Annotated in this window: 17 protein-coding genes; 14 read left to right on the plus strand and 3 right to left on the minus strand. The window is 47.5% G+C overall.

Annotation, left to right across the window (positions count from 1 at the left end; all coding sequences use genetic code 11):
• Window positions 1–16 precede the first annotated feature (16 nt).
• Both ABIE27_RS17005 and ABIE27_RS17010 read left to right on the plus strand, forming a co-directional pair.
• Entirely contained in the window at window positions 17–721 is a 705-nt protein-coding gene (locus ABIE27_RS17005) for a response regulator transcription factor (protein WP_429351039.1), read from the plus strand.
• Window positions 718–1758, plus strand: coding sequence for a sensor histidine kinase (locus tag ABIE27_RS17010; RefSeq protein ID WP_429351040.1), 1041 nt, complete (start codon window positions 718–720; stop codon window positions 1756–1758). The genes ABIE27_RS17005 and ABIE27_RS17010 overlap by 4 nt, the downstream gene beginning before the upstream one ends.
• Window positions 1759–1903: 145 nt before the next feature.
• Here the strand turns inward: ABIE27_RS17010 and ABIE27_RS17015 are convergent, their stop codons facing one another.
• Both ABIE27_RS17015 and ABIE27_RS17020 read right to left on the minus strand, forming a co-directional pair.
• The gene (locus ABIE27_RS17015; RefSeq protein ID WP_429351041.1) at window positions 1904–2569 is read right to left on the minus strand and encodes a hypothetical protein; all 666 of its coding nucleotides are present in this window, start codon (window positions 2567–2569) and stop codon (window positions 1904–1906) included.
• A 60-nt stretch (window positions 2570–2629) separates the two neighbouring features.
• Entirely contained in the window at window positions 2630–3151 is a 522-nt protein-coding gene (locus tag ABIE27_RS17020) for a hypothetical protein (protein WP_123066697.1), read from the minus strand.
• A gap of 227 nt (window positions 3152–3378) precedes the next feature.
• Here ABIE27_RS17020 and ABIE27_RS17025 point away from each other — a divergent pair, with 227 nt between their 5' ends.
• The 5 genes from ABIE27_RS17025 (at window position 3379) to ABIE27_RS17045 (ending at window position 7553) form a co-directional block, all read left to right on the plus strand.
• Window positions 3379–4056 carry an SOS response-associated peptidase gene (locus tag ABIE27_RS17025; RefSeq protein WP_123066696.1) on the plus strand — a complete coding sequence of 226 codons (678 nt, stop codon included), beginning with the start codon at window positions 3379–3381 and terminating at the stop codon, window positions 4054–4056.
• 270 nt (window positions 4057–4326) lie between these two features.
• A complete protein-coding gene (locus tag ABIE27_RS17030; protein WP_429351042.1) occupies window positions 4327–5457 on the plus strand; it encodes an NADH-dependent flavin oxidoreductase in 1131 nt (376 codons plus the stop codon).
• A 171-nt stretch (window positions 5458–5628) separates the two neighbouring features.
• The gene (locus tag ABIE27_RS17035) at window positions 5629–6396 is read left to right on the plus strand and encodes a DeoR/GlpR family DNA-binding transcription regulator (RefSeq protein ID WP_123066694.1); all 768 of its coding nucleotides are present in this window, start codon (window positions 5629–5631) and stop codon (window positions 6394–6396) included.
• Between the two features lie 43 nt (window positions 6397–6439).
• On the plus strand, window positions 6440–6898 hold the full coding sequence (locus ABIE27_RS17040) for an OsmC family protein (RefSeq protein WP_123066693.1): 459 nt from the start codon (window positions 6440–6442) through the stop codon (window positions 6896–6898).
• A gap of 58 nt (window positions 6899–6956) precedes the next feature.
• Entirely contained in the window at window positions 6957–7553 is a 597-nt protein-coding gene (locus ABIE27_RS17045; RefSeq protein ID WP_123066692.1) for a DUF2062 domain-containing protein, read from the plus strand.
• Here the strand turns inward: ABIE27_RS17045 and ABIE27_RS17050 are convergent.
• A complete protein-coding gene (locus tag ABIE27_RS17050) occupies window positions 7531–8460 on the minus strand; it encodes an AEC family transporter (RefSeq protein ID WP_429351043.1) in 930 nt (309 codons plus the stop codon). The two genes, ABIE27_RS17045 and ABIE27_RS17050, sit on opposite strands and share 23 nt — an antisense overlap.
• Window positions 8461–8682: 222 nt before the next feature.
• On the opposite strand from ABIE27_RS17050, the gene ABIE27_RS17055 reads away from it, so the two are divergent.
• The 7 genes from ABIE27_RS17055 (at window position 8683) to ABIE27_RS17085 (ending at window position 16355) form a co-directional block, all read left to right on the plus strand.
• The gene (locus ABIE27_RS17055) at window positions 8683–9765 is read left to right on the plus strand and encodes a lactonase family protein (RefSeq protein WP_429351044.1); all 1083 of its coding nucleotides are present in this window, start codon (window positions 8683–8685) and stop codon (window positions 9763–9765) included.
• 466 nt (window positions 9766–10231) lie between these two features.
• Window positions 10232–10864 (plus strand): 3-hexulose-6-phosphate synthase, encoded by a 633-nt coding sequence (gene hxlA, locus ABIE27_RS17060; protein WP_090920812.1) that lies wholly within the window; start codon window positions 10232–10234, stop codon window positions 10862–10864.
• A 4-nt stretch (window positions 10865–10868) separates the two neighbouring features.
• On the plus strand, window positions 10869–11432 hold the full coding sequence (gene hxlB, locus ABIE27_RS17065; RefSeq protein WP_429351045.1) for a 6-phospho-3-hexuloisomerase: 564 nt from the start codon (window positions 10869–10871) through the stop codon (window positions 11430–11432).
• Window positions 11433–11611: 179 nt separating this feature from the next.
• The gene (locus ABIE27_RS17070) at window positions 11612–11986 is read left to right on the plus strand and encodes a winged helix-turn-helix transcriptional regulator (RefSeq protein ID WP_123066688.1); all 375 of its coding nucleotides are present in this window, start codon (window positions 11612–11614) and stop codon (window positions 11984–11986) included.
• A gap of 220 nt (window positions 11987–12206) precedes the next feature.
• Entirely contained in the window at window positions 12207–14009 is a 1803-nt protein-coding gene (pepF, locus tag ABIE27_RS17075) for an oligoendopeptidase F (protein WP_429351046.1), read from the plus strand.
• A gap of 72 nt (window positions 14010–14081) precedes the next feature.
• Window positions 14082–14624, plus strand: coding sequence for a DUF2500 domain-containing protein (locus ABIE27_RS17080; protein ID WP_429351047.1), 543 nt, complete (start codon window positions 14082–14084; stop codon window positions 14622–14624).
• A 234-nt stretch (window positions 14625–14858) separates the two neighbouring features.
• On the plus strand, window positions 14859–16355 hold the full coding sequence (locus ABIE27_RS17085) for a rhamnulokinase (RefSeq protein ID WP_429351048.1): 1497 nt from the start codon (window positions 14859–14861) through the stop codon (window positions 16353–16355).
• Window position 16356: the final 1 nt, after the last annotated feature.

Below are 16356 nucleotides of genomic sequence, written 5' to 3' on the forward strand. Positions count from 1 at the left end.
ATATGGGGTGAGTTCATTGAATGAGCGTATCATGGTTGCTGATGATGACAGTAATATTACAGACGTTTGTCGCAGGTACCTGGAAAGGGAAGGTTATTCCGTGGTAACAGCTAAGGATGGCATGGAGGCGATTGAGCTGTGGCGCAGTCACGCGCCGAATCTGATTGTGTTAGACCTGATGATGCCACGTAAAAATGGCTGGGAAATCTGTAACGAGATTCGGCAAACCGAGGATGTACCCATTGTGATGCTGACGGCTCGCGGGGAAGAGCAGGATCGACTGATGGGTCTGACGATGGGAGCAGATGATTATCTGACCAAGCCGTTTAGTCCGAGAGAACTCGTTCTACGTGTCAAAGCGATATTGCGCAGAATGCGAACGGTACAGGTGTCGCCTGCTACTCATTCATCGCATACGATTCGTTATGAAGGGCTGACGATTGATTTTGTGAAACGCGAGGTAGAGATTAACGGACGGCTGATTGACTTAACGGTTACCGAATTTGAGATGTTGTATTTGCTGGCGAGCCACCCGGGACAGGTATTCTCGCGTAGTCAGATGTTAAGCAAAATCTGGGATTTTAGCTACGAGGGAGACACGACGACTGTAACCGTGCATATTCGGAGATTACGAGAGAAGATCGAGCAAAATGCTTCAGAGCCGAAATATATTAAAACCGTTTGGGGTATAGGTTACAAGTTTGCAGGTGGATCATCATGAAACTACGCACGTATCTGGTATTGTCCAGTCTTCTGGGTATTGGTGTATTGTTGATTTGTTTGTTCGTCAGTTATTCCAAAATGCTTCTCACCATCGATCAATTGTATTGGTTGTCAGGTATAACAGCCGGAGTAGGTTTACTTTCGTTTGTTCTCCAGTATGTATTAACGAAGCCGTTAGAAAAATCAATAGCTCGTATTACCGAGCGTACAGTGAAGGTAGCCGAAGGGGATTTCCATACGGAAGTCCCTCTCATCGGACCACAGGAATTCAAACTGCTGGCACAGCAATTTAATGAAATGAGTTCCAGGCTGAAGGATAGCTTTGACCATCTTCATCAATCCGAATCGGCCAGGCGAGAGCTGATTGCGAATGTATCTCATGACTTGCGTACACCGCTGGCCTCGATTCAGGCTTTTGTGGAAGCACTTGAGGACGATGTGATTAAGGATGAAGCGACCTTTCAACGTTATCTGAATACGATTCGCCTTGAAACGAAGAGGCTGGGAGGGCTGATCCAGGACTTGTTTGATCTATCGAGTCTGGAAGCACAAGGGGAGCCATTTAATCCAGAGCCCAGTCATGTTGATGAGTTGTTGCTAACCACGCTCGAGAGCTTCTCGTTCCATCTTGCCGAGAAACAGCTGAGTGTGGAGATTGAGCTGCCTGATCGATTGCCAGCTGCCATGATGGTAGCTGCACAGATGAAACGGGTTCTCTCCAATTTACTGCAAAATGCTATCCAGCACTCTTCTACAGGAGGCACAATCACGCTTACTGCAACAGAGCAGGGGGCGTTTCTGCGAATTGCGGTGATAGATCAAGGTGAGGGGATTGAAGCGGAAGAAACGACACGTATTTTTGAACGGTTTTACCGGATTGATAAATCTCGTAGTAAAAGTAGTGGTGGTGCGGGGCTTGGGCTCGCGATCGCTCAATCGATTGTGGAACGGCATGGAGGCGAAATTGCTGTTCAAAGTACGAAGGGAGAAGGAAGTTGTTTCTGGTTTACCCTTCCGGTGTGTGTCAATCGCTAGCCATTGGCATTGAGAGATTTGATCATAGGCAATAAAGTAAAAACGTGCCACCCGGTATTTCGGGCAGCGCGTTTTTTTATTTTATGTAGAGCGGCATATTGAGGTGGACATCAAACAAGTAAGTAGGTAAAAGAGGAAATATACGTTACGGATTGGACTGTTCGTTTTTGATTTGTTGCAATTCGCTCAGGCTGAGCGTCAGATCATTTTCTGGATTTGCACTGACAATCACCTCAGACTGGGATTGCTGGCTGGCCTGGTCTGATTTTGCAACAGGTTTGACTACATAGAGGCTTTGAACGCTGTTCAGCAGGCTTGCAGGGGTGTCCGCATATGTTTCAAGAAAAAGTACATAATCCTTGGCCTGCATAAGCTTAAGGCTGTCATCGTTGACTATTTCGGTGTTACCCAGTTGTCCGCCAAGCTGTTTGACTTCAAGCCGATCCCCGGCTGTGTAACCACCTTTGTAGGATTCAGTCACCTGAACCGTATAGATCGTATAGATTTTGTCAAAAGAAACCTGTGTATCTGCCGCGCTTCCCGCTGCGTTCATATTATTCTGATCTGGGGACTCAGCCAACACCCTGTCATCTAAAGCTTCAACCCGTGTTTGGATGACATTGCCCTTCACAATGGTGTCGGCCCGTTGGGACAAGGCGTCTACACTGCCATAACTGGGATAATCCTCGGATGCGATGATTGTGACGGGAGCGTCGGGGGGAGAAGCGGCCGGAGTTGCTGGAGAGCAGCCGACGGCAGACAAGATAAAGATGGACGAGACGAGCAAGGTAAGTACTCGATTCTTTTTCATGGATTGGAATCCTCCTTGGTAATAAAATGTAAATGATACGGAATGATGATATACGAACGATTAGTATCTGGATCTGACATTATTGATATCGAAGGTCTGTGGTTTGGTCATGGAATTCCGGTTGCGTGTGTAAGACATAATGGAAGGACTGTTCGTTGTAGGGTTGTCACCAAGCCAGACGGAGTGGCCCAGTTCATGGACGAATACGCTTTGTATAAAGTTGGATAGATTGGATGCATCAGCAGTAATGGTGGAGGCGTTGAGTTCGATGCGGAAGTTGACAACCTGATTGCCGGAGACGGAAGCGTAGTTGACACCGTAAGCGGTATTATTGAAGTTGCCAGCGGTGATCGTGTTTGGAGAGTTATTCGTTTTGACGAATTGCACTTTGGCTCCCGCATTGTTCCAGTTGGCAAGAGAAGCATCCATCGGACCCTGCCATGCAGAAGCGTAGTTGTAGGTACGGATTGGAATGGTGGAGCTTGGGTAGCCGTAATTCAAAAAGGTTGCTGCATAGATCGTGCTTCCAAACATCGCAAGCGCAGAGAACAACATCAGGCTCATCAAAATCTTCCTTTTCATACTTAAAACCTCCAATAAATGTATATTTTCTCTATTATAGTAACAAGGAAATGTGTACCTGAAATGAGTCTCAAGTCGTTGTTTTTGCCGTGGAAAAAAGGAAAAAACCTGTACTACAAAGGAATGTTGTCACAACGAGTCGCTTTCTGTCCGGGGAACGTATGCATAAATTCCCTTAACTCACAAATAATACACTCAACCTGACTAGGAAAAAGGAGTGTATAGGGATGTGCGAACGTTTTTCACTCGCGGCTGATCTGGATGAAGTTCGGGATCATTTCAAGGTACAACGTGTCATGTATTACTATAAAAATCGCTATAATATCAGTCCAACGCAACATACGCCGATCATTCTGCATCAGGATGGAGAACGTGTGCTGGATGAGTTCCGTTGGGGATTTATTCCGTTCTGGGGGAGGGATGCGGTGAACGCCAACTTAATGACTGTGCATGAAAACCCCGCATATTATAAGTTGGTGGAGACCAAACGCTGTGTTATTCCTTGCAATGGGCTGTATTACTGGCGACAAGAAGGCAAGAAGCGTTATGCCGTACGTGTGGTCATGCCGGATCGCGGACTTTTTGGCATCGCGGGGTTGTATGAAATATGGAAAGATACACGTAAACAGCCGCTTCGTACCTGTACGATGCTCATGGCTGGCGCAAACCTTGCGACTCGTGAGTTTGGCAACAAGATGCCAGCGATTCTTATGGATGATGAGATCAACACCTGGCTTGATCCGGCTAATACACGGGTGACACAGTTGCTACCGCTCCTCAAAACGTACAACCAAACAGATATGAATCTGTACCCGGTCACACCGATGGTGGCGAACGACGAACATGATTGTTATGAATGTGTTGAAGAGATGGAGCAAAAGCTGGCATACGTGCGGAGTTACTAGGAATGACTTAGGTGTACCAGAGAATTTGCTGAAGATGTAGCTGCTTCCATGTTTTTTGTTTCTGAGCTTTTGGAATGGTTAAAAGAACAGGATGGGGTGTCTGAGGACATGCTGTCCTTTTTACATTCGCGTGGTTTCCGATGCGTGCTGACAGGGAATGGAAAAAGAAAAGTTGCAATTGAATTAAAACGTAATTATAATAGTTACAGTAATTGAATGTATATATCCATATATCTATTTAAAGAGATATAATTCAGGAGGGAACCACGAATGAATCCAAAGTATTCGAAAATGTTTGAACAAGTTTCGCTGCCAAGCGGCATTACACTGAAAAACCGGATCGTGCTTGCTCCTATGACTCATATGTCCTCTAACCCAGATGGAACGGTATCCGATGCTGAGCTTGCATATTATGCGCGCCGCACAGGTGGAGCTGGCATGTCGGTTACAGCGGTAACTCATGTTACGCCTAACGGTATCGGCTTTCCAGCGCAATTCGGCTCTTATGATGACAGCTTTGTGCCTGGACTGAAATGTCTGGCTGAAACGATTAAACAGCAAGGTTCTGTTGCTGTACTGCAAATGTTCCATGCAGGGCGTCTGACACCGGAACAAGCCGTTCCTGCAGGCCAAGTGGTTGCACCTAGTGCCGTTGCTAGTGAGCGCCCGGGTTCTCCGGAGCCGAGAGAAATGACGGATGAAGAGATTACATCGGTCATTCGTGATTTCGGTGAAGCGACTCGCCGTGCCATTGAAGCCGGTTTTGACGGTGTCGAGATTCATGGCGCGAACGGTTATTTGATTCAGCAGTTTTTCTCTCCGCATTCCAACCGACGTGAAGATCGCTGGGGCGGCAGTGTAGAGAAACGTTTAGCGTTCCCATTGGCCGTCGTAGATGAGGTACAACGTGTCGTTGCCGAGCATACCAAACTTCCGTTCATTGTAGGCTACCGCTTCTCGCCGGAAGAGCCAGAAACGCCAGGATTAACAATGGAGGATACGTATGCACTGGTTGATGCTTTGAAAGACAAAAATCTCGACTATTTGCACGTTTCCTTAAATGAGTTCTGGTCTAAGCCAAGACGTGGTGAAGAGGATACACGTGCTAGAATCGAATTCATCTTGGATCGTGTTGGCGGTAAAGTACCTGTAATCGGTGTTGGAGCCATTCATACCGCCGATGAAGCGGCAGAAGCGCTGGAGACCGGTGTACCGTTGCTTGCGATTGGACGTGAGCTGATCATCGAGCCAGACTGGGTCGAGAAGATTGAAAGCGGACGTGAAGAGGATATTGAGACCATTCTGACGAAATCCGATCAAGAGCGTTTGGTAATTCCTGATGGATTGTGGAATGCGATTATCCACACGCCAGGTTGGTTCCCTATGGCAGAGGATAAATAATGTATCGGAATGACTGGATGGAGGGGGCGCAAGCCTCCTCTTTTTCATATATTGCATGAATGTTTATGAATGTCATTTCTTGTAGGTCTGTGAAATTCTCCTTCCAACTGCTCTATGGTATGATGGGATAACAGGATTAACTGGTATATTAACGGTTTGGAGTGAATGAAAATGCTCGTTGCGGAACGATATGAAAAAATTGTGGAATGGGTGGATGCGCATGGAAGCATGCGTGTCACTGAGCTTAGTGAGCGCTGTGGAGTGACCGAAGAAACAATTCGCCGTGATTTGGACAAGCTGGAGCAGGCGGGCAGGCTCAGACGCTCGCATGGTGGAGCGGTGAGTGTGAAATACAAGGATGAGTCGCAAACCGAGATTCCATATCCCGAGCGTGCTGTTGCCCATGCCGATGAGAAGCGCCGCATTGCAAGTGAAGCAGTGAAGCTGGTGGAGCCTGGTGACCGGATTGCTTTGGATGCAAGCACTACTGCGTGGTATATGGCAGCTGGACTGCCCAATATTCCGCTGACGGTGTTGACCAATTCAATTAAGGTTGCAGCGGAGCTAAGTACGAAAGAACAGATTCGTGTCATTGCTACAGGCGGACAGCTTGCCTCAAAATCCTTGTCCTTTGTCGGGCCACTCGCAGAGCGCTCGCTGGATGCGTATCATGTGGATAAAGTGTTTTTGTCTTGCAAAGGCGTACATCTGACCAAGGGCATCAGCGAGTCGAATGAATTACAGGCTTTGGTGAAGCAGAAAATGATTCATATTGCTGACGAAGTCATTTTGCTAGCCGATTCGAGCAAATTTAACATCCAAGCTTTTACAAGGGTAGCTGGCATGGAGAGTGTTGGGAAGGTCATCACCGATCAGGGTGTGCAGGATGAGCATGTCAACGCGCTGAATGAACTTCAAATTCCGTGTATACGGGTGTGACGGGAATTAAGGATTATAAACGGTACAGAAAGGATCGATGGCAATGAAACATCCGTTTCACTTAAAAGCGGTATGGAATGGCGGACGTAACAGTGAGGGCACGATTGATGCGGGAGGTCTGAAAACCGTCATTTCTATCCCGCAGGAGATGGGCGGCCCTGGTACAGGAACGAACCCGGACGAGATGCTGCTGGGGGCAGCGGCAACCTGTTACCTGATTACACTCGCTGCGATGCTGGAGCGTTCAGATATTACACCTGACGAGCTGACGCTGGAATCGGAGGCAACGGTGGATGTGACCAATAACATCTTTACGTATGAACGCATTGTGCATCGGCCGCGAATTGTACTTCCACCAGATGCACCCGAATCAGATCTGAGCAAGGCCGAGAAGCTGGCGCATAAGGCGGAGGCATCCTGTATGATATCTCGCGCAGTAGCTGGCAATGTGACGATGGAAACGCGTCCGGTGATTGTAACCACTGGAGCCGACGCAGTGTGATATAATTGATGGGTAGACGACATGATTCGTCATTTGTGCAAATAAGGAGAAATTCAGGATGAAAAACCAGAAGCGCAAACCCAATCGAATGGCACGTTTGACTCGTGCAATGAAACTGAATTTCCTCAAACTTTTACGTGCTCCGGGTGGTGCTCATAAGGTATCTACCGGATTTGCTATAGGGTTCGGTCTTGAACTGATCGTGATCTCAACTGCATCCCTGATTTATCTTGTGTTTTATCCGATCGTGCGTTTGTCTGGTGGTTCCATGCCAGCGGCCATCGTAGGTAACGTTGTGGGCAAACTGACATTTCTGCCGATTATTCTGATGCCACTTGCGAAACAGATAGGTTCATGGATTTTACCAGCCCACAGTATGGGACAGGGGCCTATGCATGAGAGCGCATGGAGGGAACTGTTTCATGGGAACTGGTCAGCGGTAAGCGAACTGTTGCTCGGCGGACTAGATATCCTGGCAGGTATGAGTGTGCTTGGGTTAATTTTGGGATTCGTTTCGTACTTTGTCGTCAAATATTTCTACGTCAGAGCTCTTCATCGGCGGCATGAACGCCGGCTGGAGAAGCGCCGCCAAGCGGCAAACGCTTCAGGCCTTAGCACAGCGTCTGTGCTGATCAGGAAGACATCACAATCATAATCGGCAGGAAGACCATGGAAACAGCGGTGGTCCACAGAATGCAACGGGATACAAATTGCGGAGATGCACCGAACTGTTCAGCCAAAATAACAGCGTTCACAGCCGTTGGCATCGAGGCGAGGATAAGCAATACAGGGAATAATGTTCCTTCGACTTGCAGGGCTTTCAGTATAAGCCAGGATAAAATCGGTGCTGCAACCAACCTGACAACTAGTCCGGCCCAAAAAGCCTTACGAACATTAGGTTGCCAAGGTGCTGTATCTCCTTTTGGTCGTAGCATCTGTGCGCCCAGGATCGCCAGAACAATGGGAGAATAACCGGTAGCCATCATCGAAACGCCCCCATCCAGAGCATCAGGAAGAGAAATGCCCGAGCTCCGGATGATGACTGCGATCACAGCTGCATAGATGGTGGGCATGCGGAATACGGACAGCATCGCGTTTTTCACCGTGAATTCCGATCTTGCGGCAAAGAAAATACCTACCGTATTGACGATAATCATCTGTCCAATGACGTACACCGAAGCCTTGTCCAGACCAAGCTGACCAAAAGCTAGCAGCACAAGCGGGAGCCCGTAGTTCACACAGTTCGTGAATGTGGAGACGAGGGTCAGTCCTGCTTTTTCAGGTGCACCCAGACCAAAAATTTGGCTTACGATCTCAGCTAGAGCCCATAGGGCAATCAAGTTGAGGATGGAGAACCAGAAAGTGCTTGTAACATCAGTCCAGGTAATCTCTGCGTGCAGCAGGGTATGGAAGATAAGCGCAGGACTTAAAATATAGAGTGAAAACGCCGAAAGCGGCCGTGTATCCCAGTCCTTGAAATGTTTTAACAATATTCCGCCAATGACGGGCAAGGATATGGGCAGAAACACATGGTAGAGCGTAATGAAAAACGAGGTAAACAATCTGTTCAGTCCTTTCTAGATGAAAAACCTATCTTATCATAGCAGGAAATGCTCGACAGTTGAATGTATAAGCACATATTCCTTATACAGATGCGCATTGCATTGCGTTAAACATGTCGGGCACAGGTGGAGCGGGCAGGGGTCAGATTGCTATTTTGATATGGCAGATTTATTATAGAAGAGGTGCAACAAGATTACATACACATAGAGGAGGAAACTGTAATGAGTGAATCAAAACGCTTGCTCGTACTAGTCGGCTCTTATGCCGAAGCGGAAAATGAGGGCATTTACGCATATGAATTAAATGAGGATACAGGCAGTCTGGCGAAGCTGGACGGCATTGCGGGCGTGAAAAACCCGACGTTTGTTAACGTGGGCGCGCAAGCAAACAAACTATATGCGATTGGTGAAACGGCGTCTGCTGAGGGCAATAAAATGTCTGAAGCGGTAGCACTGAGTGTAGATCCTTCGAATGGTAAATTAACTTTGCTCAATCGCAAAGACTCCATCTCTGCTCCACCATGCCACATTCAGCGTGACCCTTCCGGTAAATATTTGATCCTGTCCAGCTATCACGGTGGACTGGTAGGACTCCAGGCACTCACAGACAACGGTGAAGTTGGAGCGCTTCTGGACGAGAAGAAACATGAAGGACACGGCGCACATCCTGAGCGTCAGGACAAGCCACATGTGCACTCGGCATTCTTCAGCCCAGATGGTAAATATATGATGGTACAGGATTTGGGCGCAGATAAAATTGTGATCTACTCCATTAACGCAGACACCAATGAACTGGTGCTTCACAGTGAAACGAAAACCCATCCGGGCGCAGGACCACGCCACTTGGCGTTCCATCCGAATGGTCAATTTGCCTATGTGATCAACGAAGTAGATTCGTCAATCACATCTTACAAGTATGATGCAGCTGCAGGCACACTGACTGAAATCTCCAATATTTCAACGCTTCCTGATGGCTACGACGGGGCTGAGAATACAACCGCTGAGATTACGGTTTCGAGCGATGGCCGTTTTGTATATGGTTCCAACCGTGGACATGACAGCATCGTAGTATTTGCAGTAGATGCAGACAAAGGTCATCTGACCCTGGTAGAGCATGTCTCCGCAGAAGGACAGCACCCGCGTCATTTCGCATTGACACCGAATGGTAAACTGTTGATTGCGGCTAACCGTGATACGAACAACATGGTTACCTTTACGGTAGATCAGGAAAGCGGTCGCTTGAAATACACAGGTCACAGCACAGGCGTATCCAAGCCGGTATGTGTGAAACCTGTATATCTGTAATCGGTCGATGTGTAAATAAATATTGACATACAGCGCTTATGCTGCTATGAAAAATTGAGAAGAACCCTGCCTGAGAAGACAGGGTTCTTCTTTTTCTTTTTTTGAAAATCATTATGATAAAGGAAAAAGATCCATAGCACGAACCCGCTTAAATTTATGTTGAACAGTAACGCTGTTAGTAATAATGCTCGTTGAGTTAGTTGAAGGTGGATGTGTAATTGAAAATAATTTCTCATAACAACGGAATATTATCATTAGTTTCGCCCAAGTAACTACCTCACTTGAAAGTGCGTACTTCCTAAATAGATAGTCAGGCTCTACAATGAACTAGCAGCCACCATTACGAGATGCTGGCCTCAGCAACGGATCGTTGGCTGTAAAGTTAATAGCATGTTGATTGGCAAATGGATCGAAAAATGGATTGAAAACTATTTACTCAACCTCAAATACAAAGGAGACATAAAACATGAAATTACAACTCGCACTTGATTTGGTTAACATCCCGGAAGGTATCGCACTGGTTAAAGAAGTTGAACAATATATTGATATCGTCGAAATCGGCACACCGATTATTATTAACGAAGGATTGCATGCTGTAAAAGCAATGAAGGAAGCGTATCCTAACCTGCAAGTCCTTGCAGACCTGAAAATTATGGACGCTGGCGGATATGAAATCATGAAAGCAGCTGAAGCGGGCGCAGACTTGATCACCGTTCTGGGTGCAAGTAACGATATGACGATCAAAGGCGCTGTAGAAGAAGCGAAAAAGCAAAACAAAGAAGTTCTCGTGGATATGATCAACGTGCCTAACCTGGAACAACGTGCACGTGAAGTTGACGCTCTGGGCGTAGACTACATCTGTGTTCACACCGGTTATGACCTGCAAGCGGTTGGACAGAGCCCGTTCGAAGACCTGCAAACGATCAAAGGTGCAGTGAAAAATGCAAAAACCGCAGTTGCTGGTGGTATCAAATTGGACACATTGCCAGAAGTTGTGAAAGCACAGCCTGACCTGGTCATCGTTGGTGGCGGTATTACAGGGCAAGCAGATAAAGCAGCTGTAGCATCCGAAATGCAGCGTCTTGTTCAGCAAGGATAAGCAGATGAGCAGCAAACAATACGCCGCAGATATCCTGAAGGAATTGGAACGCACGTTAAGCCAGCTTGACGATGCCGAGATGCAGGCAATGGCAAAGCAGGTGTTAGCTGCGGAACGCATTTTTGTAGCTGGCGCGGGTCGTTCAGGTCTCATGGGAAAAGCATTTGCGATGCGATTGATGCAGATGGGACTGACCGTTTACGTCGTAGGCGAGACCGTGACACCGGGGATCGGTTCCGCAGATTTCCTGCTGTTATGCTCTGGTTCTGGAGAGACAGGTGGGCTGGTTGCCATGGCACGAAAAGCGAATCAAGCGGGTGCACCTGTAGGCTTAATCACGATTAAGCCCGATTCCACAATTGCACAGCTGGCACAAGCGGTCGTTCGTCTGCCTGCCTCTGCAAAAGAAGATACGGCGGGAGCCGGAGCGGATGTTACTATCCAGCCCATGGGTTCCTTGTTTGAACAAAGCTTGTTACTCAGCATGGATGCGCTGATCCTCACCATGATGGAGATGAAAGGCATGACTGGTGCAGATATGTTCAGCCGGCACGCGAATCTGGAGTAGTTCGATTAAAGTGCTCACGCGTTTAATATAGCTAAAAATGAAGTAGACCGGAGTCCTGTGCAAATGGGATTGCGGTCTTTTCTGTGAAAAAGATGAGCGAACTTTGCATTCGGTCCGTGCTGTAGTAAAATGAAGTATTAGAGTTTGATATCGTACGAGATAAGGGGGGACTTGGAACCATGGCGTCCGAAGTCAAAGAACGCATTAATTTAAAAGAAATCAACTGTGAAAAGGAATTAACGTTGGCGGTGATTGGCGGCAAGTGGAAGCTGATTATATTGTGGCATTTGGGTCTGGAGGGCACTAAACGTTTCAGTGAGTTAAAACGCCTGATCCCCCATATTACGCAAAAGATGCTGACCAACCAGCTGCGGGAGCTGGAGGAGGACAAACTGGTGGAACGCAAGGTGTACGCCGAAGTTCCGCCTCGAGTCGAATATTCACTGACGGATCATGGGCAGAGTCTGATGCCGGTGTTGCATGCGATGTATAACTGGGGCAAAAACTACGGTGAAAATGTCATCTGGAAAGCGGACGAATTGAATATCTTATAGTACACCGATGAATATCTTGAAGAATCAGAAATGAATGATCGATTAACGAAACGTCAGGTAAACTGGGCAACTCCAGAGCTTGACGTTTTTTTACTTTTCCAGCCGGATTGATTTCTGCGGATTTAAACCAAAAGTCTCATAATCAGGAGATGTCATGTATCGATTAGCAGAGTATGATACGATGAGAGATATTGGAAATGCAAGGAGGATGACAATCAAGATGGAAAAGATACGTTTACGTTCCGAGGTTATGGAAGAAACAACCTGGGATTTGCGTGATTTGTTTGCAACCGATGCGCAGTGGGAACAGGAACTTCTATCGCTGCCGGATGCTGCTTCTGATATCGAAACATTCAAAGGTACACTGGGTCAAAGTGCGGGGCAATTGCTCGCTTGTCTTGATGCTCGTGAAGCTTTGCAGGAACGAATCGGTAAAACGGCGGCTTATGCGCGCTTAAAACAATCCGAGGACAGCACGAACCCGCTAAATATCGAGAATGCCGCTAAAGCTGGTGATATTCTGTCTAACTTGTCGTCCAGCTTGTCATTTGTCAACTCCGAGATTGTTTCACTGCCAGAAGGCTCAATTGAGAAGTATATGAATGAACTTCCGGGTCTGGAACCGTACAAGCGCAGCCTGGAGAGACTTATTGAAGAAAAGGCACACCGACTCTCGCCTGAAACGGAGAAAGTGCTAGCTTCGCTTGGTGAAGTACTGGATTCCCCCTATCGAATCTATCAACGTGGCAAGCTGGCGGATATGACTTTTGATGAAGTGCTGGATGGTGAGGAGCAGTCACGTCCATTATCGTGGTCTTTTTACGAAAATAATTACGAGATGTCTCCCGATACCAAACTGCGTCGTTCCGCTTATGCCTCCTTTACTGAAACGTTGGATCAATACAAAAATACGTTTGCTGAAGGATATGCTACTGAGGTCAAAAAACAAGTGGTGCTATCCCGTCTGCGCGGATATGAAGATGTGACGGACATGCTATTAGCTCCACAACAAGTGAGCAAGGAAATGTATAATAACGTTCTGGATATTATTCAAAAGGAGCTTGCGCCGCATATGCGCAGACTGGCTGCACTGAAAAAGCGTGAGCTTGGACTTGATAAGCTGATGTTCTGTGATCTCAAGGCTCCGCTTGATCCGGAATTTAGTCCAGCGATTACCTATGATGAAGCGTGCACGTTGATCCGTGAGGCGCTGGATGTACTGGGGCCGGAATATGGGGAGATTGTCGAACGGGCCTTTAATGACCGCTGGGTTGATTACGCGGACAATGCAGGTAAATCCACGGGAGCGTTCTGTTCCTCTATCTATGGCGCGCACTCCTACATCTTGATCTCTTGGGCGAATAATATGCGCGGAGCGTTTACCCTGGCGCATGAAGTGGGGCATGCAGGCCATTTTATGCTAGCAGGCAAATATCAGCGGCTTACCAATACGCGGCCGTCTCTTTATTTTATTGAAGCACCTTCGACAATGAACGAAATGCTGCTGGCAGATCATCTGTTGAAACGTTCCGATCATCCTAGAATGCGTCGTTGGGTGATTTTGCAATTGCTTAATACGTATTATCATAACTTCGTTACACATCTGCTGGAAGGTGAACTACAGCGTAGGGTGTATGCACTTGCGTCGAATGATAAGCCAATTACTGCAAAGACGTTAAGTGAGCTGAAAGGTGCGATCCTTTCCGAATTCTGGGGGCCAGAGCTGGTAGTGGACGAAGGGGCCAAGCTAACGTGGATGAGACAGCCGCATTATTATATGGGCTTGTATCCCTACACGTATGCAGCCGGTCTCACAGCGTCAACAGCTGCAGCACAGAAGATTAGAGAGGAAGGGCAGCCTGCAGTGGATCGCTGGCTTGAGGCACTTAAATCCGGGGGAAGCCTCGCACCGCAGGAATTGATGAAGCTTGCAGGTGTGGACATGTCTGGGTCTGAACCGATCCGCACAGCCGTTTCTTATGTCGGCAGTCTTGTGGACGAACTTGAACGTCTGTATTCCTAATCCGGCTCATATAGTATAGGGACAAGGCAGAACGGGTTGTCTGCAAATGAACCATTTCCTGAACGGGAAGCGGTGAACTGTTATTTTGCGTGGGGAAAGGAACGATGTGTTATGACGGTTACGGGCATATTCTCGTCAGTGGGCCAGTTGAGTGTAGATGGCTTTGGGGGATTAGACGATATGAGCGGCGTGCCGGGATTTGAAGGCAATCAGAGTGGTTTTTTTTCTGGATTTAATGAGCTTGGAGCTATGGGCACGATTGTCCCTATTCTGATCGGCATCGTATTTCTGGTTGTGGCAGGAGGTATCGTATATGCGATTTTCTCGGGTGTACGAACCTGGTCTTCCAACAATGCTGCGGCTGTATTGACCTTACATTCCAGAGTCGTGACGAAACGAACCGAGGTTCGAGGTGGAAGTGGGGATAGCAGTGCCAGAACGAGTTATTATGCGACCTTTGAGTTTGACAATGGGGAACGCCTGGAATTAAATGTTGGCGGACAAACCTACGGAATGCTGGTGGAACAAGATCAGGGGATGCTGACATATCAAGGCACTCGATTTAAACATTTTGAACGAGATCTCCAGCCTCAGTCTGGGCAACCTGGGAATTAAGAGTGAATCATTTTTCATAGGAAAAGCAAGCAACGGCTACTTTCGGAAGGGAGTGAGCCGTTTTTGTTATTCAATGAGAAAGCGAATTCATGGGTATTCAAACGTTTACATTGATGATATACTCGTAAAATAAAGCAAAACAGTATTAAACAAAGAAAAACAAACAGTAATTTAGTAATTAAATAAAGATATAAGCGAAGATGAAGACAATAACAACTGAAAGGTGGGAGAGAAGTGAGTGTACTGGCTTATGATTTGGGTGCAGGAAGCGGCAGAGCGATACTTGGTCATCTGAATGATCGAGGGATCGAAACTCGTGAAATTCACCGATTCAAAAATGAACCCGTGAAGACGGGTGATCGGATGCACTGGGATATCTTGCGGCTGCATCATGAAGTACTGCAGGGCTTGACGTTTATAAAACAACAAGGTGAAGTGCCGGAGAGTATGGGCATCGATTCTTGGGGCGTAGATTTTGGTTTGCTGGGCAGCAATGGTGAACTGCTTGGTAATCCCTATCATTATCGTGACACACAGTTCAACGGTGTAATGGATACAGTTTGTCAGGAGATAACGGCTAAGCGAGTTTTCGAGCGCACAGGGATACAGTTTCTACCGTTTAACACATTGTACCAACTCGCGGCACTTAAGCGAAGCGCTTCTCCATTGCTGCGCGAAGCGGAGCGTTTTCTAATGATCCCTGATTTATTAAGGTATTTTCTCACTGGAGAAGCGGTAAATGAGTTCACCAATGCTACAACAACACAGTTATACAATCCGGTGCTTGGACAATGGGATCGTGAACTTCTCGCTTATATTGGTGTTTCTGAGCAATGGTTCGGGGATGCGGTCCTACCGGGGAGCGCTGTTGGACAATTACGCAGCAGCATATGTCATGATATTGGTCTTGCGCCCATTCCCGTCCTGGCAGTAGCAGAGCATGATACCGGTTCGGCTGTGGCAGCGGTTCCAGCTACGGAACGAAGCTTTGCTTACTTAAGCTGTGGAACGTGGTCCCTGATGGGTACTGAACTGGATCAGCCCGTCATCAGTGCGGAGAGTATGGAACTGAACTTTACGAATGAGGGTGGTGCGGGGGGAACATATCGTCTGCTCAAAAACATTATGGGCCTTTGGATCTTGCAGGAATGCATGCGGCAATGGGAACGTGAAGGGCAAGGGATTAGCTATGGCTCATTACTTGCTAAGGCTGAAACAGCACCGGCGTTTGCCAGTCTCTTCGACCCGGATGATGCGTTATTTCTGCCTTCTGGCAATATGACGGAACGCATTCGTCAATATTGCCAGAAGACAGGACAGCGTGTTCCAGAGGATCAGGGCAGTATAGCCAGGGCTATTCTGGAGAGTCTTGCTTTGAAGTATAGAAGGGTTCTGGAATGGACGGAGCAGCTGTCAGAGAAAACATTCGGCGGACTGCATATGGTGGGCGGCGGCATTCAGAATGAGTTATTATGCCAGTGGACAGCGAACTCCATCGGCAAGCCAGTATGGACAGGGCCAGCGGAGGGAAGTGCAATCGGCAATATGGCTGTGCAATGGATCGCGAGCGGAACGTTTAAGGATATTTGGGAAGCCCGCCGCGCTATTCGTGATTCATTCCCGGTTAGCGAATATGAACCGCAAGACAGGTCGGCATGGGCAGATGCTTATGAACGGTTTTTGCGGATAACGGTTTTATCACCGGGCACAGAAAGCGGGAGTGAGGTGTAGA

Origin of the sequence: Paenibacillus sp. 4624 (assembly GCF_050435065.1) — a bacterium.
GTDB lineage: Bacteria > Bacillota > Bacilli > Paenibacillales > Paenibacillaceae > Paenibacillus > Paenibacillus amylolyticus_D.